This window comes from Alteromonas sp. 009811495 (assembly GCF_028865455.1).
GTDB lineage: Bacteria > Pseudomonadota > Gammaproteobacteria > Enterobacterales > Alteromonadaceae > Alteromonas.
Map to the genome: position 1 here is coordinate 500,175 of NZ_CP113972.1, position 21,257 is coordinate 521,431.

At 45.3% G+C, this 21,257-nt stretch carries 18 protein-coding genes; 10 read left to right on the plus strand and 8 right to left on the minus strand.

Going from position 1 to position 21,257, the window contains the following annotated elements; all coding sequences use genetic code 11:
- Positions 1–30: 30 nt before the first annotated feature.
- Positions 31–2,142, minus strand: coding sequence for a S9 family peptidase (locus tag OZ660_RS02195; protein WP_274742399.1), 2,112 nt, complete (start codon positions 2,140–2,142; stop codon positions 31–33).
- Between the two features lie 143 nt (positions 2,143–2,285).
- A complete protein-coding gene (locus OZ660_RS02200; RefSeq protein ID WP_202263362.1) occupies positions 2,286–2,615 on the minus strand; it encodes a DUF962 domain-containing protein in 330 nt (109 codons plus the stop codon).
- Positions 2,616–2,846: 231 nt separating this feature from the next.
- Between OZ660_RS02200 and trxA the strand changes: the two genes are divergently transcribed.
- Entirely contained in the window at positions 2,847–3,716 is an 870-nt protein-coding gene (trxA, locus tag OZ660_RS02205; RefSeq protein ID WP_274742400.1) for a thioredoxin, read from the plus strand.
- A 62-nt stretch (positions 3,717–3,778) separates the two neighbouring features.
- Here the strand turns inward: trxA and OZ660_RS02210 are convergent, their stop codons facing one another.
- A complete protein-coding gene (locus tag OZ660_RS02210) occupies positions 3,779–4,198 on the minus strand; it encodes a hypothetical protein (RefSeq protein ID WP_202263364.1) in 420 nt (139 codons plus the stop codon).
- 256 nt (positions 4,199–4,454) lie between these two features.
- Between OZ660_RS02210 and OZ660_RS02215 the strand changes: the two genes are divergently transcribed.
- From OZ660_RS02215 to OZ660_RS02235, 5 genes are all read left to right on the plus strand, one after another.
- Complete coding sequence (locus OZ660_RS02215; protein ID WP_274742401.1) at positions 4,455–5,630, plus strand: aminotransferase class V-fold PLP-dependent enzyme; 1,176 nt, start codon at positions 4,455–4,457, stop codon at positions 5,628–5,630.
- Positions 5,631–5,646: 16 nt separating this feature from the next.
- Positions 5,647–5,829, plus strand: coding sequence for a DUF2065 domain-containing protein (locus OZ660_RS02220; RefSeq protein WP_159627272.1), 183 nt, complete (start codon positions 5,647–5,649; stop codon positions 5,827–5,829).
- A 225-nt stretch (positions 5,830–6,054) separates the two neighbouring features.
- Entirely contained in the window at positions 6,055–7,353 is a 1,299-nt protein-coding gene (locus tag OZ660_RS02225; RefSeq protein ID WP_159627271.1) for an adenylosuccinate synthase, read from the plus strand.
- 242 nt (positions 7,354–7,595) lie between these two features.
- Positions 7,596–9,002: an aldehyde dehydrogenase family protein gene (locus OZ660_RS02230; RefSeq protein WP_159627270.1), complete on the plus strand. Its 1,407-nt coding sequence runs from the start codon at positions 7,596–7,598 to the stop codon at positions 9,000–9,002.
- Positions 9,003–9,013: 11 nt separating this feature from the next.
- Positions 9,014–9,430, plus strand: coding sequence for a VOC family protein (locus OZ660_RS02235; RefSeq protein ID WP_274742402.1), 417 nt, complete (start codon positions 9,014–9,016; stop codon positions 9,428–9,430).
- Between the two features lie 51 nt (positions 9,431–9,481).
- On the opposite strand, the gene OZ660_RS02240 is transcribed toward OZ660_RS02235, so the two are convergent.
- Complete coding sequence (locus tag OZ660_RS02240; protein ID WP_274742403.1) at positions 9,482–10,210, minus strand: PepSY domain-containing protein; 729 nt, start codon at positions 10,208–10,210, stop codon at positions 9,482–9,484.
- Positions 10,211–10,326: 116 nt separating this feature from the next.
- On the opposite strand from OZ660_RS02240, the gene OZ660_RS02245 reads away from it, so the two are divergent.
- Positions 10,327–10,797, plus strand: coding sequence for a LabA-like NYN domain-containing protein (locus tag OZ660_RS02245; protein ID WP_274742404.1), 471 nt, complete (start codon positions 10,327–10,329; stop codon positions 10,795–10,797).
- On the opposite strand, the gene ggt is transcribed toward OZ660_RS02245, so the two are convergent.
- Entirely contained in the window at positions 10,772–12,502 is a 1,731-nt protein-coding gene (gene ggt / locus OZ660_RS02250; protein ID WP_274743421.1) for a gamma-glutamyltransferase, read from the minus strand. The two genes, OZ660_RS02245 and ggt, sit on opposite strands and share 26 nt — an antisense overlap.
- A gap of 62 nt (positions 12,503–12,564) precedes the next feature.
- Complete coding sequence (locus OZ660_RS02255) at positions 12,565–13,941, minus strand: Na+/H+ antiporter NhaC family protein (protein WP_202263371.1); 1,377 nt, start codon at positions 13,939–13,941, stop codon at positions 12,565–12,567.
- Between the two features lie 303 nt (positions 13,942–14,244).
- Between OZ660_RS02255 and OZ660_RS02260 the strand changes: the two genes are divergently transcribed.
- Together OZ660_RS02260 and OZ660_RS02265 are read left to right on the plus strand one after the other, a co-directional pair.
- Positions 14,245–16,152, plus strand: a complete 1,908-nt coding sequence (locus tag OZ660_RS02260; RefSeq protein ID WP_274742405.1) for a glycoside hydrolase family 3 N-terminal domain-containing protein — start codon at positions 14,245–14,247, stop codon at positions 16,150–16,152.
- An 83-nt stretch (positions 16,153–16,235) separates the two neighbouring features.
- Positions 16,236–17,318, plus strand: coding sequence for a mechanosensitive ion channel family protein (locus OZ660_RS02265; protein WP_274742406.1), 1,083 nt, complete (start codon positions 16,236–16,238; stop codon positions 17,316–17,318).
- 149 nt (positions 17,319–17,467) lie between these two features.
- On the opposite strand, the gene OZ660_RS02270 is transcribed toward OZ660_RS02265, so the two are convergent.
- The gene (locus tag OZ660_RS02270; protein WP_274743422.1) at positions 17,468–18,757 is read right to left on the minus strand and encodes an exo-beta-N-acetylmuramidase NamZ family protein; all 1,290 of its coding nucleotides are present in this window, start codon (positions 18,755–18,757) and stop codon (positions 17,468–17,470) included.
- 4 nt (positions 18,758–18,761) lie between these two features.
- On the minus strand, positions 18,762–19,727 hold the full coding sequence (gene murQ, locus OZ660_RS02275) for an N-acetylmuramic acid 6-phosphate etherase (protein WP_274742407.1): 966 nt from the start codon (positions 19,725–19,727) through the stop codon (positions 18,762–18,764).
- Between the two features lie 178 nt (positions 19,728–19,905).
- Here murQ and alr point away from each other — a divergent pair, with 178 nt between their 5' ends.
- Entirely contained in the window at positions 19,906–20,982 is a 1,077-nt protein-coding gene (gene alr / locus OZ660_RS02280; RefSeq protein WP_274742408.1) for an alanine racemase, read from the plus strand.
- The last annotated feature ends 275 nt before the right edge of the window (positions 20,983–21,257 follow it).

Here is a 21,257-nt window from a genome sequence, read left to right on the forward strand (position 1 = left end):
TCTAACCCGGCTATTTCGTTTAACTAATGCTTAATCTTTCTCTTTTGGCGCCGTCGCATAGCGTTCGAACCACGCCAAAATATTTCCGACTTTCTGAATCAGCCGTGACGGGCGACTGGCAATGCCGTGAGAGGCGCCTGGGATTCGAACCATAGCAGCGTCAACACCCTGAAGTTTTAGTGCTTGATAGTACTGCTCTGACTCACTAATTGGTGTGCGGTAGTCTGCTTCACCCGTTAGTAACATGGTAGGGGTTGTAACGTCCCCAACGAGTGACAAGGGGCTGCGCTTCCACAGTTTATCTGCGATGTTCCAGGGCTTGTCGGCCATCCAATATTGACTGAAATAAGGGTATGCGTCAGCAGTCAGTGCAAAGCTAACCCAATTTATTACAGGTTTTGCCACCACAGCTGCGGCAAATCTGTCCGTCATGCCAATCGACCATGCCGTCAAGACACCGCCACCAGAACCCCCTGTGATAAACAAGTTTTCGGTGTCTATATTGCCTTTTGCTACCACGGCATCAACAACATCCATCAGATCGTTGAAGTCGTTGGAGGGGTAGTTGTGATGAATAAGATTACCAAAGTCTTCTCCATAAGAGCTGCTACCTCGTGGATTTGACCACACCACTACGTAGCCTTTTGCTGCCATCAATTGAATTTCCATGGCGAAGTGAGGCCCATAAGCCGCATGTGGCCCGCCGTGAATTTCCAAAATGAGTGGGTAAGTCTTAGTGGCATCAAATCCGGGAGGATAAGCTACCCACGCATCAATTTCGCGCTCATCATAAGAAGAGATAACCGTAAGATCTTCAACCTTTGCCAGCGTCTTATGACCTAGTGCGTCATCATTAAGATGGGTAAGAACGCTATCCTGCTTACCTTTGCGATATAAGGCTAAATCACCCGGCATCGTGCGCGAAGCCGTGGTGTAAACAATGTCACCTTTTTTACTTATTGCGAAATCGCCAGAGGTATATGGGCGTCCAAATGCTTGCCCTCCAATAGCAATATCAAGGGGCTTAACGTCACCGTTTAGATTAACCGCAGCCAATTTAGTTTCGCCGCTATCTGGGTAAGAAAATACTAAGCCTCGGCTATTTTGTCGCCATACAAATTGACCTAACGAACGGTCCAGCGACGTGGTTAAGCGCGTTACCTCACCACTTTCTAATTCCATCACCACTAAGTCACTATTTTGATAAGACAGCTTCCTGTCGTTCAATTGCGTAAAGGCGAGATACTTACCATCAGGGCTTATAGACGGTCGACCTTCTGGGCCTTCAATAGCGGTGACTTGTTCAATATCCAGCGTTTCAATATTCACTTTGTATATGTCACTAACAAGCGGATGCAGCGCGTAATCTTCACGGTGTGGCGTGGCAAAATAAACCCACTCATTATCATTAGAAAAAGATAGTGTGCCGCCACTAGGGAAATTGCCCGATGTTAATTTACGCGGTGTACCACCTTCGATGGGGAGCACAAAAATTTGATCATACCCTTCGCGAAGATAGCCCCTGCCATCACCGCGATATTGTGTTGCATCAATATAGGTCGCAGTCTCTGCCCAATTGGCGCCCTTCGGCTTTGCAGGCATACCAGTGAAAATCGGCTTTTGTGGTGCTTCATCAAACAAGGTAAAGGCAAGTGTTTTACTGTCGTTTGACCACGTGATTTGTCGTGGTGTTTCGGTGAGATTGGTCAGGCGGACAGACTGTCTGGTATCTAAATAATATAGGTGCAGTTGCGCTTGCCCTTTCACTGACTTGGTGTAGGCAATGTAATTACCATTGGGTGACAATGTTGCTTGCGACAAACTGACGTCGTCAGCAATAAACGGGCGGTGCTCTCCTGACTTTATGTTAACTTGCCACAGACGACTTTGTCGGCCATCCGTCATAATATCCATACTTTGTCGACTATATATAACCGTGTCATCGCTGATGAATTGTGGATTGGCAACGAACTCTAAATTGAAGGTGTCTTCGTACTGTAAAGGGTTAACAGAGGTTGACGGAGAAGACGTGTTGTCAGCGTCTTGCAAGGCATTTACTGCTGAAGAAGCAGATAACAAAAGTGAAAGGGCGATAGAGGATTTAACCAGCCTCCATCGGGAAACGTGTCGAGACGTCAACATATTGCATTCCTTATTTTTTTACACGCGTACGAGCGCGATAGTTATTTTCTAACCTTATCGCGTTCTTTTTATTTGTGTAAAGATTGTGCGCCGAAGCAGCAGCTATACCTGATAGGTTGCAGACTATGTTGTATGAAGACGCGTTAGCCTTTTAGGCTAATTCTGCCCAACAGAATATCTTTAAACATGACCCAATCGCCAATGAAGCTATAAAGTGGGTATTTAAAGGTGGCAGGCTTGTTTTTCTCAAAGAAAAAATGCCCTACCCAAGCAAATCCGTAACCAACAACTGGCACTAGCCAAAGCAGTGTGTAGTTTGATGTGTAAACAGATAGCGCTACTACTCCAAGTACTAGCCACGAGCCTATAAAGTGCAGTGTTCTGCATGTTGCGTCGCTGTGCTCCTTGAGATAAAACGGATAAAACTCGCTGAAAGACGTAAATTGCGTCGATGATTCGCTGTTAACACTCATAGTTCACCTTGTAGTTGCGAGGTTTCGGTTTAATAAGGAATTCTGTTCAAACAGGTTATTTTCTTATCTATAAATATATTACATAGCTTTAGTTAACAGCAAATTAACATTATTGGTCTATACAGAATGTCGCGAAGCTGACAAAGTGAGGATATCTTGGCTCGCTCTTGAGTTTTATAGACTGATACCCCATATTTCACCCCAGAAGAGCATTATATAAAGGCATGTGTTATGGAAAATTTCGTTGCAAATCATCAGGCAACCATTGTTGATATTACCGTAGAAAACTTTCAGCAAATTATTGTTGAAGCATCACAAGAGAAGTTGGTACTTATCGACTTTTGGGCTGACTGGTGTGAGCCGTGTAAAGACCTTATGCCAATACTAGAAAAGCTGGCTGGCGAGTACGGTCAGCATTTGATTTTGGCCAAGGTAGACTGTGAAGCGCAGCAAGAAGTCGCTGCACAATTTGGTATTCGCAGTTTGCCCACAGTAATGGTAGTACAAAATGGTCAACCTGTAGACGGATTTGCCGGTGTACAGCCTGAACAACAAATTCGAGAAATGCTTGCGAAATACCTACCAAATCCAGAAGACGACTTACTGGCAACGGCAGGAAAAGCGATTCAAGCTGGTGATTATGCGCAAGCCTTACCAGCAGCAAAAGAAGCGCTTTCACTTAACCCTGATAACGTGAACGCCAAGTACATGCTTATCGATTGTTATATAGAAACAGGTTCAATCGATGTGGCTAAGACACTGCTTGAGGAAATTAAGCTTGTTGACCAAGACTCTCGATATAAATCGCTAGCAGGTAAAATTGAGCTGGCTGAGCAAGCGGCTGATACGCCAGAAATTAGACAATTAATGGCGGCCGTTGAGGCTAACCCTGATGACCTTCAGTTAAAAATTGATTTAGCTGTACAGTTACAGCAAGCCAACAAGGCCCAAGACGCCTTAGCACTTTTGTATAGCGTATTAAAGAAGGAGTTGGGTTTTGGCGATGCGCGAAAGCTGATGATGGACATGATGAACGCATTGCCCGATGGCGATCCGCTAAAGTCGGAATACCGCCGAAAAGTATACAGCCTGCTTTACTAATTCAAGATACAAAATGGCCTGCATTGCAGGCCATTTTTAATTATTCCCACGTTTTAATGGTTTCACTCTATGGGCGAGTAGCCTTCTTTGTGTAACCAATTGAGCGCCTGAAAGTACTTATCAAAATACTCTCGTTCATAACCGACCACTTCAAAATCTCGTTGTTTTGCAGGGTGAGTTCGTTCTAATTGGGCGCGCTTTACCATACCCGCATCCAGCACATAGGCTGAGCGGCACAAGCCTCGCGTAATATTGACTTTAATAGCATCTGCCAGACATGTCTGGCATTCAGGCGTGGCCAATACCCAGCGTCTGCCGTCCATTATTGCAGCCCACGGCTGGTTATCGAATTTAGAGACGATGTCGTGCATCTCTTCAACAAATAGCTCTGTTGTGCGTAAATTCCATGCGCCGGTCGCAAAAACTTCAAGCATATTGCCTGATATATCAAGAGAATAGTTCCCGTATTTAGGAAAGCGCATAGTTAACCTTATAAAGCCAAAAGACCTTTGCGTATCCATATTAATACGCCTTAAGTAATTGTATAGCAGACTTTGGGTTGTTTGCAGTAGTAATAGGTATAAGAAATTAAACCTTTTGGGTTGTTTGTACATCAAAGCGGTCAGTTCAATTTACACTTTGCGTTGACAAACTCACGCGCTTCGCTGCCCAACACTATGCGAGAGCGACGCAAATTTGATAGGGTTTATGCGGTTTTTCTTTTCACGGTAGCTGTCCATGTCTTATCAGCAGTTTTATACGGGGTTTCTCTCAGCCAACACAACAAAGCAGCATTACGCTTGCCACAGTCATTATTTTTGGCCTGATTGTACGCGCGATGCCATGCTTGAGTACTGGGACGATAGTGCTAAATATGTCGATCATAAGTGGGGCTATTTTTTTGAAACGTTAGTGCCGGAACTGCAACAGCGCATCAGTACTATTTTAAATACCAACGCGCCCGGGCAGGTGGTGTTTGCACCAAACACACATGAATTGCTTTATCGCATAATGAGTTGTTTCGACACCGCTAAGCCGATAAAAGTTGTTTCTACCGATAGCGAATTCCACAGTTTTCAGCGCCAAGCAAGCCGTTTGGAAGAGCAAGGCGCAATAGAGCTAATTTCAGTAGAGACTCAGCCATTTGATACCTTTTCATCACGCTTTAAAGCGGCAATAGCGCAGCATAATCCCGACCTTGTGTTTTTCAGCCACGTGTTTTTCAACTCAGGCTATGTCGTCAATGACCTAAATGATGTTGTAAACAGCGTAGCCAATGACGATGCCATCGTTGTCATCGACGGGTATCACGGCTTTATGGCAAAACCAACTGATCTTAGTGATATCGCTCATCGCGCATTTTATTTAGCGGGCAGCTACAAATATGCGCAAGCAGGTGAGGGAGCGTGTTTTGCTCACATCCCCACAGGGTGTAAGCTTCGTCCCGCCTATACAGGATGGTTTGCCGAATTTGGTGATCTAGACAAGCCGCGTCAAATAGCGGGTAAAGACGCAGTGCAATACAGCCAAGATGGAATGCGCTTTGCCGGTGCAACGATGGATTTCACAGCACTTTATCGCCTGCGGGCAGTATTGCGCCTGTTTGAAGAGAACAACTTAAGCGTTGCGACCATCAATGACTATGTAATGCAAATGCAACAGCATTTTCTCAATGAGCTTAAACGGCAGGGGCACGACGTATTGAACGAGGCTAACTTGGTGGTTAAAGATGCACATTGTCGTGGCCACTTTCTTACGTTTGAATTAGCCGATGCCAAGGTTACTCAAGCGCTTTCAGCGGCCTTAAAAGAAAAGGGGATCTTAACCGACTCCCGAGGTAATCGATTGCGCTTCGGCCTTGGTCTTTACCATACCCCGGAATACATTAACTTGAACGCGTTAAGCGCACTATAGTCAAAAAGGATTAAGTATGGAGTGGCTATTACCGGCGTTTGCACTGGTACTCATAATTGAAGGTATTGGGCCATTGCTGTTCCCTAACAAGTGGCGAAATTATCTACTGCAGATTAGTCAGCAATCGAGTAATCAGCTAAGACAGATAGGCGGCACGCTTGTCATCATCGGTGTGATGCTACTTTTGTACTTTACGTAGTAAATAGACCAAGTGTTCAGCTTTTTTCATGGCTTTGATTGGTAATGCTATGAAAATTAATGTCTTACAGCGCGCATAAAAAATACAGGACTCGACCTTGCTAGTTGGCCTGTATGTAATGCTCAAAAATAATAGCGATTTCGTTGTATTTTTGTTCGAAAAGGGGGTGATCCTTGCGCAAGAATTTTGTAGAATCCCCGCCTAATTTTCTTACACATATGATTCATGGCAAAGAACGTTGTGGTACTCGGCACTCAATGGGGTGACGAGGGTAAAGGCAAGGTCGTAGACCTACTCACAGATCGCGCAAAGTATGTTGTTCGCTACCAAGGCGGGCACAATGCAGGTCACACTCTAGTAATTGACGGTGAAAAAACCGTTCTTCACTTAATCCCATCAGGCATCCTTCGCGATAACGTTACCTGTATTATCGGTAATGGTGTTGTGCTTAGCCCTGACGCGCTTATGAAAGAAATTACCATGCTTGAAGAGCGTGGCGTTCCTGTGCGCGAGCGATTGAAAATCAGTGAGGCGTGTCCGTTAATTCTTCCTTATCACATTGCATTAGATGTAGCGCGCGAAAAAGCACGTGGCGCGAAAGCAATTGGTACAACAGGTCGCGGAATTGGTCCGGCTTACGAAGATAAAGTAGCCCGTCGCGGCCTGCGTGTTGGCGACTTATTCAACGCAGAAGACTTCGCAGCTAAGCTAAAAGAAGTACTAGACGTACATAACTTTACGCTTACCCAATACTATGGTGCTGAAGCGGTAGACTTTGACGAAACCTTAAAGTGTGCAATGGACGTTGCTGACATCCTAAAAGCAATGGTTGTTGATGTAACTGACGAGCTAGATAAAGCACACAATGCTGGCCTACCTATTATGTTTGAAGGTGCACAAGGTACGCTTTTAGACATCGACCACGGTACCTACCCTTATGTTACGTCTTCTAATACCACTGTTGGTGGTGTTGCAACAGGTGCTGGTTTTGGCCCACTTAAACTAGACTATGTACTTGGTATTGTGAAAGCATACACCACACGTGTAGGTTCTGGCCCTTTCCCAACTGAACTTGAATGTGAAGTGGGTCAACACCTAGGTGTTAAAGGTCATGAGTTCGGCGCGACTACTGGTCGTAAGCGTCGTACCGGCTGGTTTGATGCGGTAGCAATGAAGCGAGCGGTACAAATCAACTCAATCACAGGTTTCTGCTTAACCAAGCTAGACGTACTTGATGGCCTAGAAAGCCTACAAATTTGTGTTGGTTACAAAGACGCTGAAGGTAACGTAAAAGATGTACCTCCAATGGCCGCTGACGGTTACGAAAAAGTAACGCCAGTATATGAAGAAATGCCAGGTTGGTCAGACAACACCTTTGGTGTGACTGAGTTTGAAGGGCTTCCACAAGCTGCTAAGAACTATATTAAGCGTTTAGAAGAGCTTACTGGTGTTCCTATTGATATCGTATCAACAGGTCCAGACAGAAACGAAACCATCGTATTGCGTCATCCTTACGACGCCTAAGAGGCGTTGAAGCGCGCAGACCGAAATAGGTTTGTTTTTATTATTTGTAAAGCCCAGCATATGCTGGGCTTTATTGATCTTACCCTACAGAAAATCAATGTCTTACGCCGAAAACTACGGCCAAAACAACACGGCGCTTAAACATTAATTAACAATTTAGTTGCGTTGAAGGCCAACATCCCTATTAATATAAGATACCAAGTAAATTGTTTCGTGCTTGCTTAAGCCATTGGAGCCTTCTTATGCCAAATAGACCTTCTCTTCATGCAGTTGAATCGGGTGTGTGTTTTGTTGATACCGTGCAAAAGCTGAATAACAGCTATATTACTGGCAAAACACAATCGTTGGATTGGCGCAAAACTCAGCTTAAGGCCCTAAAGCGTATGCTGGAAGAAAACCAGCATGATATTTTGCAGGCGCTGAAAAAAGACTTAGGCAAATGCGAAACCGAAGCGATGGTCGCTGAGCAAGGCTTTCTGTTATCTGATATCGATCATACCTTAAAGCACCTAGATAAATGGGTGAAGCCTCGTAAAGTGTCTACACCCATGGTGGCGTGGCCAGGAAAAAGCTTTCAGCAACCAGAGCCCCTTGGCACCGTCTTAATTATCGGCGCATGGAACTACCCGTTACAGCTTTTACTCGCGCCCTATATTGCCGCACTTGCAGCAGGTAACTGTGCAGTGCTTAAACCGTCAGAATTAGCGGTAGAAACATCTGCACTTGTGGCTAAGTTAATTCCACAATACATGGATGCGTCTTGTGTTGAAGTCATTGAAGGGGGTAAGGACGAGTCGACAGCGCTGCTAGCGTGCAAATGGGATCATATCTTTTATACAGGCGGTGAAGCCGTAGGCAAAATAGTGATGAGTGCGGCGGCGCGTCATCTTACACCCGTGACTTTAGAGCTAGGCGGTAAAAGCCCATGCTTTGTTGACAAGAATACCAACTTAACGGTTACGGCAAGACGTCTAGTTTGGGGCAAGTGGATGAATGCAGGGCAAACTTGTATTGCGCCTGACTATGTCATTGTAGAAAAAGGTTTTGAACAAAAGCTTATCGATGCCATTAAGAAAGAATTGAAAAAGCAGTATGGCAAAGAGGCCTTAGCGTCTCGCGATTACGGCAATATTATTAATCATCGTCATTTTAAGCGGTTAGAAAGCTACCTTGATAGCGTTAATGTTGTCTACGGTGGCGATACGGACGAGTCACGTCCTGCTATGGCACCAACTTTAGTACTTGAGCCCTCGCTAGACAGCCCTGTGATGAAAGAGGAAATTTTTGGTCCTATCCTCCCAATCATCACTGTAAACAGTATTGATGAGGGCATTGCCTTTGTTAATGACCGTCCAAAGCCTCTTGCACTATACGCTTTTAGTGATAACGATGAGGTGCTCGACCATATTATAAGCCATACCAGTTCAGGTAGTGTGTGTACCAATGACACCATGATGTTTATGACTAACCCTGAACTTCCTTTTGGTGGGGTAGGTAACAGTGGCATGGGCAGCTACCACGGGCGTCACGGTTTTGATACGTTCAGTCACTTGAAGACCGTAATGAAACGATCGTTTGCCCTTGATGTACCCTTTAGGTACGCACCATTTTCAAAGTTAAAATTATCGTTACTTAAGAAGTTTTTGTAACAGGAGTTGTTATGCCTCAGCCATTTCATCTTGCAATACCCGTCACAAACTTAGATGACGCTAATGCATTTTATGGTGAGTTATTGGGGTGTGAAAAAGGGCGTAGTGACACACAATGGATAGACTGGAACTTTTTTGGTCATCAGTTGGTAACACACTGTGTAGAGCAAATGCCTTCGCCGCCGTCGCACAATGGTGTGGACAATCATGCGGTGCCCGTCCCTCACTTTGGTGTTGTTCTTACAATGGACGACTGGCAACATTTAGCTGAAAAGTTAGAAGCGTCGAACATAGAGTTTGTTATTGCGCCTTATATCCGGTTTAAGGGGCAACCCGGCGAGCAAGCGACCATGTTTTTCAAAGACCCCTTTGGTAATGCCCTAGAATTTAAGGCTTTTGCCGATATTAAGCAGCTTTTTGCTAGTTAGCGTTACCTGCCATCAGGGAAGGACGCTTTTCCTTCCCTCAACGCAATCTTATTAATACGCGCCTCGTTTAAATATACTGCGTCGTCTGCGTGGTTTGAAACGATGATACAGCAGCACAATGCCTGTTAAGGTGAAAAGCAGGGCACTAGCAGAAAACCCTATAAGCAGCGGGCTATTAAAGTTACTGCGATCTTTATAATCCATAATGTGAAGCATCCACATAAAATCGAACAGGCGCCATGTATCAGTGCGCACTCTCAACACGGCCCCCGTGTTTGGGTCAAGGTAGAAGTGAGTGTCAAACTCGTCATTAAATACCGTCTGCCATAGCGGTGCTGTAAGGTTCTGCACTTCTTGCGGAAGTGTGGTTATTAATTCACTCGATTGAATATTGCCATTCCCGCGATATTGAGCAAGTGCGAGCATCTTGATTGTGTCTTCACTCATAGACATCAATTGTCTACCATCTAGCGCATTGTACCGGTAAACCTTGTCTTTATCCTTGACCTGATAAACCGGCGTACTGACAAGCGCTCCGTCTTGAACCTCTAGCCTGTGGGTAAGTGATAACGTTGCACTCTCACTGTGGGTGCTAAGTATGCTAGATGGGCTGGCTAAAGCGCTATGCCATTGGGTAGTCACTTTACTGCGCAGGTGGTTTCCTCTTACTTCTTCTATGGGAAGATAGGCCATTACCAAGCCACTTAAAAACCATAAGGCGATTTGTATACACAAGATAAGCCCTAGGTAATTGTGAAGCGCACGCATAAATTTGTTCATTGTAATTGTCTTATTTTTATTTTTATTTATCACACTTTATACAAGCAGAATGACTCGTAATACGCAACTATTAAAGGCATTATGAAACACCCGTTAATCACAGGAGCGTGCTTCACGTGAAGAAGGTCTTAGTATTAGTTGATGTCCAAAATGTGTATTACACCTGTCGCCAAGCATACAAGCGCAATTTCAACTACAACCATTTCTGGCAAGCCGTAAGCAATGAAGCTGATATTGAGCTCGCTTTCGCTTATGCCATTGATAAAGGGGATAACAAGCAAAGAGAGTTTCAGAATATTCTGCGTGCTATCGGTTTTCACGTAAAGCTTAAGCCTTTCATTCAGCGAAGTGATGGTTCTGCAAAAGGTGATTGGGACGTTGGTATAACAGTAGATGCACTTGAACATGCGACTGATGTTGACGAGGTCATCTTGGTATCAGGTGACGGCGATTTTGATATTCTAGTGAACACTCTCAAAAAGAAAGGAAAAACGGTTAGTGTTTATGGCGTTCCTACACTAACCGCTGAAAGTTTACAAAAAGCAGCGTCGCGATTTATGCCTATTGAAGAGGCGCTATTGTTGTAGGCATCACGATACTTTTGCCTCTGCCGCTTTTTTCTGAAGCGGCTTCAATACCACTTGGCGTGCGCTTTATCAGATGTACATCACCAAAACGCCGCTCATCAAGGGTATAGCCAAACTCGGTTAAAGCTTGTTGAGTGTGCTCATCAAACCCCTTGTGCATGCGAATAGTATCTTTTGGTAAGAGCTGGTGGTGAAAACGCGGCGCGTTCACGGCGGCTTCTGCGTGCATATCGTATAGCAATGCATTTAACAACGACTGTGTAACCGACGATATAATGGTAGTGCCACCAGGGGAACCGGTTACCAATACAACGTCATCATTTTTTGTCACTAAAGTGGGCGTCATAGACGATAGCATACGCTTGTATGGTTCAATGGCATTCGCATCCCCTCCTACCGCACCGAAGAAATTGGGTACGCCCGGCTTGGCACTAAAATCGTCCATTTCATCATTTAGCAAAAAGCCCGCGCCTGTTACAACAACGCCGCTACCAAAAGTAAGATTGATGGTGGTAGTATTCGCCACTGCATTACCCCATTTATCCATAATGGAAAAGTGAGTGGTATCTTCGCTTTCTTTTAGTCCCGGTTTGATATTTTCCGTAGAAGAAATACTTTTTGGTTGAATGTCCAACGCTCTTCGTACGATGTAGTCAGGTTGAGTTAATGCATTCACCGGAACCTCAATAAAATCTGGGTCTCCCATATATTCGGCTCTATCGGCAAATACACGTTTGCCAATTTCAGACATGATGTGAATGTACTCGGCGCTGTTTTGCGCGGGTAATTCATGAGTTTGGCTAAATGCCTCAAGCATACCTATCCATTGAGCAACAGCGACACCGCCTGAGCTAGGAGGGGGAGCGGTAACAAGTTCATATCCCTGCCAATTTAGATGAAGTGGTTTGCGCCATACTGCCTTATAGGCAAGTAAGTCATCATAAGTGATAAGACCACCATTTTGCTGCATAAAGTCAACAATGTGTTTGGCAACTTCTCCTTTATAAAATCCATCTTTACCTTTTGTTTGAATGGCTTTTAAGGTGTTGGCAAGTTCGGGCTGCTTAAACAGTGAGTTGGCAGTAGCTTTCGCAAAGTAGTCGTTGAAGTTACTTACCAAGCCTTTTTCTGTGGTGCGTGCAATGTATCGCTCAATATTATTGGCCAGCTTCTCGTGAACAATAAAGCCGTCCTCGGCCAGTGCCACTGCAGGTGCTAGAAGCCGCTCCCAGGGCAATGTACCGTACTTCTTATGCGCCGCCCACATGCCTGCCACGGTGCCTGGAATACCTGATGCTTTGGCACCAAATAATAACTCGTAGGTCTTAACGTTACCTTCATTGTCTAAATACATATCCCGATGCGCGCGTTCTGGCGCCATCTCGCGATAGTCTAGAAAGTCAGTAGTGTCTTCAAACTTGATGGTCATAAAGCCGCCACCGCCCACATTACCCGCTTCAGGTAGGGTTACCGCTAAAACAAACTGCGCGGTAATTGCAGCATCTATTGCGTTCCCCCCTTCTTGCAGAACTTGCATTGCAGCATCGGCACTGTAACTGTCAGGCATAGCAACAGCATGTTGACTAGCACTCGTTGATACTGTTGACGCTTTGGCTTCAGTGCTTTTTTCCTGTGGCGAGTGTGAACATGCAATAAGGGTACTTAATACTAAAAAAGCAAAAAGTGGCCTTAGATTTCTGTTAATCCGTTTCACAATGACTGACCTCCTTTAACGACATTGAGCTGGTAAATTGAGCGGGTAACCTGCTACCCAATCATTAATACGCTAGCAATAAAATAGGCGACAAGTGTTAGTGCACCAGCAAACAGTGCGTAGGGGAATTGAGTTTTAACGTGCGTTAGCACGTCGCATCCGGCCGCAAGCGAGGATACCGCTGTGGTATCGGAAATCGGCGAGCAGTGATCGCCAAATATGCCCCCACCTAAAATCGCGCCAATTACCAACGAAGGGGGGAGCCCCAAACTTTGAATAAGTGGAACACCAATTGGGATCAATATTGCAAACGTGCCCCATGAGGTTCCCGTTGTGAAACTCATAATCGCGCCAGCAATAAACAGCATAGGGACAATAAGCACTAGCGGAAGGTATTCACCCACAATTCCCGCTACAAACACGCCCGTACCTAACACTTTTAAACTGTTACCTAGTGTTAGCGACAGTAATACTATAGTGACCAGTGGAAGCAGTTCACCCATTCCCTTAAAACCTATTTCAACGGCTTCTTGATGCGTAAACCGCTTATGTAGAAGCAGTAAAGCATAGGCAACTGCCGTTGCTAACGCAGTGGCGTAAAGTACTGATTTACTGCCGCTGCCTTCTGACAACACCCCGTTACCAGTAAAAAACATAAAGCCCACCATGCTAAGCACCATCACTAGAAGGGGCACTAACATAAAACGAGCTTTGGTGGCCGGCTCGGCACTTTGTGTAACTTCAGTGCGAGTCATGGCGTGCTCTTCCTCACGCATGGGGCCGTGTACTTTATCTACTGAAATGGTGTAAGCCACAATGAGTAGTGTGAAGATGGCATAGAAGTTAAACGCAACACTACCCCATAAAATGGAGGCAGACGATGCCGGAAGCTCATAGGCATCAAGTAAACTCAATATAAAAGCACCCCAGCCATTTAGCAGGATCAATATACATACCGGGGCGCTCGTTGAATCGATGATATAGGCCAACCGCGCCCGACTCATACCAAAACGGTCGAATAATCCCCGCGCAAATATACCTGCTGTAAGCACGCTTAAATTTGACTCGATAAAAACGGCGATGCCGGTAAACATGGTTAAACCGCCCACTTGTTTACGACTTTTAGCAACCCCTTTATTTACTAAATAGTTGACCGTAGCGGTTACACCGCCAGAATCTCGAATGAAGGCCAGTAGCGCCCCTACCAATACAGAGAAAATTAATACTCTGGTGTTTCCCGGACTTGAGGCAGTATCTACAACGCGCTCAATCGCATTGATAGGTGCCATATAGCTACCAGCAATATCACCATTCACCAAAATGAGTGTTTCAGCGCACAGCACGGCAAGTGCTAAGGCCAAGATGACTTCTTTTTTCCAAAAAACAACGGCAATTGCCACTAGTGGGGGGATGACTGACATCCAATCCATACTTCTTTCCAATCTTATTATCAGTGTGTTGTTAAACGGGCATGGCTAAACGCGCTAATTAAATTTTTGATATCAGAAAGCCAGCGCATTTTAGGGTTATCCGAGCAGTTCGTTGTGCCGGAACGTATTGATTTATGGTAGCGTACCGTATTGTGTGCCGTGTTACCAAGGATAAGATCAACATTGCAATTCTCTTTACGTTTTTCATCATTATTCACGCACTGTTTGTGCTATTTCACCGCAACATTACTATGCATATTTAGCAGTAATGCGCTTGCCCAAAATTCAGTGTTCAAGAGCCCAGTGTCCCCAAACGCGGTGGCCCAGAACGCGATACCCCAAAGTAAGATAGAGAACCTCAAGCTTTCAGATAGTGAGCTTCGTACCGTAAAAGACAGGATAGGGCAGAAAATTATTCTCGATTTTCGCTATTTCTGCCAAGACAATACGCCATCAACGCGGTGTCGTACCCCACTAACTGAAATGCCTCCTGAATTACTCGACGTTTTAAGCAAACACAATATCGGTGGCATTATCCTATTCGCTGAGAACATCGTAGACGCTAAACAACTAGTGTCACTGAATTATTCAATGCAAAAGCACATGCTTCAAAAAGGGCGTCCTCCACTATTTATCGCGGTAGATCAAGAGGGAGGACGAGTGGCGCGTTTACCACCTTCGGTGTTACCACCATTTGCAGGTAATATGGCAATAGGCGCGACGTTTCAAAAACACGGTACTGCGTTTGCCGAAAATGTCGCACAACATATTGGCAATGCGTTGTTGCCGTTGGGGATCAATACTAATTTTGCGCCATCGGTAGATGTTAACAGTGAACCGAAAAACCCCGTTATTAACGTGCGTAGCTTTTCTGAAAACCCGCAACACGTTGCTGCACTTGGCCAAGCATTTGTAGGTGCTATGCAACAAACTGGTGTACTGAGCGCTATTAAACACTTTCCGGGGCACGGTGATACTCATGTAGACAGTCACAGTGGGCTACCTAAGGTTATGCATGACAAAGCGAAAGCCATGGCAGGCGATGTCGCTCCGTTTGCTAACATCATTAATAGCAATGCGGTACCCGCGATGGTGATGAGTGCGCATATTCAATATCCATCCCTAGATAGTTCAACGCTTGTTGATAAACACGGTAACCAGCAAATTGTGCCAGCAACGCTATCTGAAAAAATCCTCAAGCAGCTATTGCGTACGCAGCTTGGTTATAACGGGTTAATCGTGACTGATGCGCTTGATATGGCGGGTATTTCGCAATTCTTCACGCCCGAGGAGGCAATGAGCAACGCGTTTAATGCAGGGGCAGATATTGCGTTAATGCCCTACACAATTCGAAATCAAAACGACATCCGTCAGTTTAGCCAGTTAATTGATAACGTCACTAAAGCGTTACTTTCTAATAAAGAAAGCAGAAATGCACTTAACGCTTCGCTTAACCGCATTGCTAAAACAAAGCAGCGCTTCGAATTACAGCAGTTCGTGTTAAAGCCAATGTCTTGGTGGTTAAATGAAGTTCAAGAGAATCTGGATAAACGCAATGCAAGTGCTTTAACACGCAAGGGTGAACAGATAAAGAAAGCGCTTTCTGAGGCGTCGGTTACGGTTCTATACGGCCACAAAAAACTGCCCTTAAACAGTGAAAAGTTACTTGCGCTTATGCCTGATACAGCTCGCTGTATCGCCTTTGAAAATGCGCTTTTCCAGCATTTCGCTGGGAATGGGAAAGTGCTTTCTAAAATTCAATTTGCGTGTATACCTTTAGTTCAGTTACCCACCGCATCAATGATTAAGCGATTAGTAAACGACACTGACGTCGTTATTGTGGGAGATATTACTCCACTTCATGCAAATTATGAGTTGGGTGGGTTAGATAGCTCGCACAGTGTCAAGCAGCGAGCCAAGCAATCTCAAGTGCATAATTTTGCGCAAGAAATAATGCAGCACGCAAAAAATACGGGGAAAAAAGTGGTTTTTGTGCCACTACGCATGCCCTATATTGCTGAGCGGGTGCGGCCATATACAGATATTGCGATTGCAACCTATAGTTACGTAATTAATGTACAAGACGCATCTTCGCAGGGAAACTTCAAAGGACAAAGTGTCACAAGTGAAGTATTCGATGCCTTAGTTCGCGTTATGATGGGGAAAATACAAGCACAAGGACGTACACCAGTAACCCTGTCGGCACAATAACCTTCAGGCAACAAAAGCAGCATAGTTTCAAAAACGTACATACACTTACAAAGCAAAATAGCGCACCAAAAAGGACAATAAAAGTGGATACAGCCAATTCATTCGCTTCACTACTCAGCGAGCTGCGTGTTTTCGTGCCACTGTGTATCGCACTGGTTTTTGTGGTCGGCACATTGACGGTGCTTCACTATGTTTTGCTTGGTAAACAAAGTCACCTTACAAGTGAGCAAAAGCTACCCCGGCAAGTAACCTTGCTTATATTGACCATTGTTGGTGCTGTAGTAATAGCGATGGCGCTGCCCGTAAGCGAAAGTACTCGCAACCAAGTAATAGCACTAATTGGTGTGCTGGTGTCTGGGGTTATCGCATTCTCTTCCACGACAATGGTTGGCAATGTAATGGCGGGCATTGTACTTAGAGTAAATCGCCCATTTAAAGTGGGCGACTTTATCAAAGTAGAGGGCTATAGCGGGCGCGTAACAGAAATGGGTTTACTTGACATAGAAGTTCAGACAGAGAGTCGAGAGCTCATCGCCTTTGCTAATACGTTGATGGTGAATTCACCGGTAACGGTAACACGTGCTTCTGGGGCAATAGTCAGTGTTGAAATTAGCCTAGGTTACGATATTCACCATAGCGTCATTGAGCAGCATTTGCTAAAAGCGGCCGATAGCGCAGAGCTTAAAGAGCCTTTTGTGCAGGTAATTGCGCTAGGCGACTTTTCGGTAAGCTATCGCGTGTCTGGGCTACTGCTAGAAGTAAAGAGTTTACTGAGTGCACGCTCCAGGTTACATAAGTGTGTTTTAGACGCACTACACAATGCGGATATAGAAATAGTTTCTCCCGGTTTTATAAACCAGCGCCCCCAGCCTGATGGCCTTAAAATGATTGCTAAAACACCCGAGATCTCAAAGAGCAAAGATCACATTAAACACAGCGAATCTTCATTAGGAACTCAGGCGCCAGAAGACGTCATATTCGATAAAGCTGAAGACGCTGCAAACCGTGAAGCGTTGAAATCACAACTCATACAATCTATTGCTGACATCGATGAAGCGCTCAGTAATACACAGCGTATTGACAGAGAATCTTTAAAGACGCGAAAAGCAAAAATGGAAGCTAGGTTGTCTAGTATCGTTACACAACGGGATACGTCGGATGAATAGAATCCTTTTTAATAATGTGCTCTTTCAGGTATGTAAGTGTTAACTTCTTAGTTATTGAACGCCAAAAGAAACACTTTTAAGTAATAATTGTGAGCACTCACTAACATGGGTTGGTTTGTGCGTCTCTCGTTGTGGAATTTTCGCGACTCTTACTCTGGATAAAGCAAATAGGGCTTTCTTTTTTGCTTAAAAATTGCCACTTTTTCTTGCCAACTTTCCCGAATTTCACGGGGTGTTTTTCCCTCTTCTATCATCATTCGAAAGGTGTTAGTGCCTGCTAACTTATCGAAAAAATCAGGTCGAGTGAAAAAGGTGTTGTCCGCTCGATTGCTCGTTATAAAGTGGTGATATGTGTTAACCAAAAATTCGACATTAAGCCCTTCAATCAGTGGGGCCGTTTGCGTGTCATGTGCATTTATCAGTATGTTGGCATGTAAAAGTGTATTGTTGTGCTTAGGGAAAGGGGCTGCGTTATTGGCAGCAACAGGCACCTGTGCTTTACCTAACGACACAGAGGGGTGACCAATAAGCTGAAACGGATAGTGTGTACCGCGACCTACACTGACATCTGTGCCTTCAAAAAAACACAAGGTGGGGTATAAGCGAATGGCCTCATCGTTAGGTAGGTTTGGACTGGGTGCAACAGGAAGCGAGTACATTTGATACCTAGAGTAATGCTTCACAGGCACTACAGTAAGCGATGATGTACTGCGAGTGGAAACCTTGACCCATTGTTCTCCCAACATCATTTGAGCTAATTCGCCAAGGGTCATACCGTGCAACACGGGTATGGGGTGCATGCCCACGAATGAAGAGAAAGGGCTTTCCAATACAGGTCCGTCAACAAACCTTCCGTTGGGGTTGGGCCTATCTAGCAAAACAACATCAATATTCTGCTCATGCGCCGCTTCTAAAACATAATGTAGCGTGCTTAGATAGGTGTAAAATCGAACGCCTACATCTTGAATATCAAACACCAAGGTATCAATGCCGTGCAACATTTCTGCGGTAGGCTTTTTCGTTTTGCCATACAGCGAGTAAATGGGTAAGCCAGTTTTGCTATCGACTGCACTTTCAACTTTTTCACCCGCACCTTTATTACCACGAAAACCATGCTCTGGTGACATAACCGCGCGCACGTTTACACCTTGTTGTAATAAAGCGTCTAGCAAATGCACCCTGTTGGGCTGTGCCGTGGTGTGTGGATTTTCAGTATCAGTTTCTACCAGCGCACTTTGATTAACCACTAACGCAACACGTTTGTTTGTGAGTAAGGGCAGGTAAGTGTCAAACTGCTGAGCACCGACTATTGGCTTAGCGGTGCTAGCAATGTGCGTTGTTTTAACGAGGTTATTGCTGCTACAACTTGCGGTAATAAACAGGGTGAAGCACACCCACAAGCCCCATCTAAGTTGGCGAATGTTGTGTTTATTCAACATCACGCTATTCGCCTTGCTTTGCTGCTTGTTTTGACGAAAGAACCGCTTTTCGAAGGAAGCCATTGGTGTCTTGTAGCTGTGAATGCGCTTCGCTCGCACTCATGCCAGTTAACACCATTAAAATGGCTACTTTGGCTTTGTTATCACATGCCAATAGCGCCTGCTGAGCGGTATCTTCATCACAGTCTGTGGCTTGCATTACAATGCGCAATGCGCGAGCTTTCAATTTTTCATTGCTGGCATTCACATCAACCATCAAGTTTTCGTAGGTTTTACCCAGCGTTATCATGGTGGTGGTACTAATCATGTTCAGTACCATCTTTTGTGCAGTACCCGATTTCATTCGTGTGCTACCTGTTAATGCTTCAGGGCCAACCACAGGACAAATTGTAATATCTGCTTTTTCAAATATAGCGGCATCAGGACTACAGGCTATGGCACCTGTTACGCACCCAACAGACTGAGCATAAGCTAACGCACCGCTGACGTAGGGCGTTCGCCCACTCGCAGATATACCCACCACCGTATCGGCACGTGTTAATGCGATTTGCGCTAAATCACGTTGCCCGGCGTCTACGTTATCTTCTGCACCTTCAACCGCATGCTGTATGGCGCTCTCGCCTCCTGCAATTATCCCCACTACCACATCGTCTGGAACGCTAAATGTTGGCCTACACTCTACGGCGTCTAGTATGCCTAGTCGCCCACTGGTGCCAGCGCCAACATAAATAAGACGGCCGCCTTGCTGAATACTGTGCGCCGCGGCATCGACTACCTTTGCTATTTGCGCAATTTGTGTGGCCACTGCACTGGCCACTTTGGCGTCTTCGGCGTTTATACGCGACAAAATGTCTGTAGTAGACAGGGTATCAATATCGAGGGTATCTGGGTTTCTGCCTTCAGAAACAATGCGATTCAATGAATGGGCAAGTGCGTGAAGCGAGTTGTTTGCTGGTGAGTCCGATGGCATGAATAAAACCCCTAATGTCCTGAATGCGTGGCTTGTTTAGCCCTTAGCGCGAAGATGCCAAGCATAACGCATAACGGCTTTAACAGTGAAGGCAATTGAATAGGCACGCTTTTAAGCAACTCATGATACACTTTCGGTTTATCATGTTTAGTTACCCTTTGAAGGAACGTGTTTTTCTGTGAGTCGTCAAACGCAAGCTATTATCCACGCCGATGCGCTTCTACATAACTTTAAGCAACTTGCGGCCGCTGCGCCTGCTAGCCAATCTATGGCAGTGGTCAAGGCCGACGCTTATGGGCATGGTGCAGTAAATGTGGCGCGTATTCTTCAGCATGTATCTTCGCGATTTGCGGTGGCGATAATTGAAGAGGCTATTGCGCTTCGCGACGCCGGGATCACAGCCCCTATTGTGGTATTAGAAGGCGCTCATCAAGCAAAAGAGTGTCAAATGGCTTACCAACATAACTGTATTTTGGTTATGCACAGTAAAGCGCAGCTAGCATGGCTTGAGGCTTGTCCTGCCGATAGGCGCCCGCACATTTGGCTTAAAGTAGATAGCGGTATGCACCGGCTAGGCTTTGCGTTAGACGACGTGGCTCAGCTTGTCACTACCTATCGCCACTTGCTTAGCGACGAAACCGTTATCGCTACACATTTTGCTTGTGCCGACGATGTGGACAATGAATTTACTAAACGCCAATTAAGCGCTTTTGAGCGCGTGGTGTTGCCACTCAATTTACCACTGAGCTTAGCGAACTCCCCCGCAACCGTAAATTGGCAGGCTAGCCATGGTCGCTGGAATAGACTTGGTCTTGGCGTATATGGCGGTAAGGTGTCTACGCAGGCACTTACCGATATTACTCTACTTCCAGCTATGACACTGCGAGCAAGTATCTTGGCGGTACGAGATGTACCTCAAGGTGAAGGTGTGGGCTATGGGCAAACATGGACTGCTGAAAAGCCTAGTCGCATAGCGACAGTGGGTATTGGCTATGCCGACGGTTACCCGCGACATTGTCCTAACGGCACGCCGGTCATGGTAAAAGGGCAACGGGCTAGTTTAGTGGGGCGAGTGTCTATGGATATGATCACCATTGATGTTACGCACATTCCAAAGGTAGAAATTGGTGACATGGTTGAGTTATGGGGAGAGCACGTGCCCATTGACGAAGTAGCGCAATGTGCAGGTACTATCGATTACGAACTCATGACACGCGTTTCTCAGCGCGTTCCCCGCATCGTGAAATATCTTTAGTCTAATACCATTAATTATTGTTAAGCATTGTTGCTACAGACAAAAGTAAAAGTCTATAGCCTTCAATGATCTAAGTAATGCATGCCACTTTGCACTCCCTCTATATACAATTTTATAAAGCACTATTCACCAAAAGAATGAGACGAAACCCTACCAGTTGAGTCTATACTGTTGATGCTTGGTAACAGGATTGCGGTGAATGTTTCACCTTCAACTGCGCTGAGCAACACTCATAAGTGAGGTTTGTATGCGTACTTCGTTTTCTCGTCCTAGAG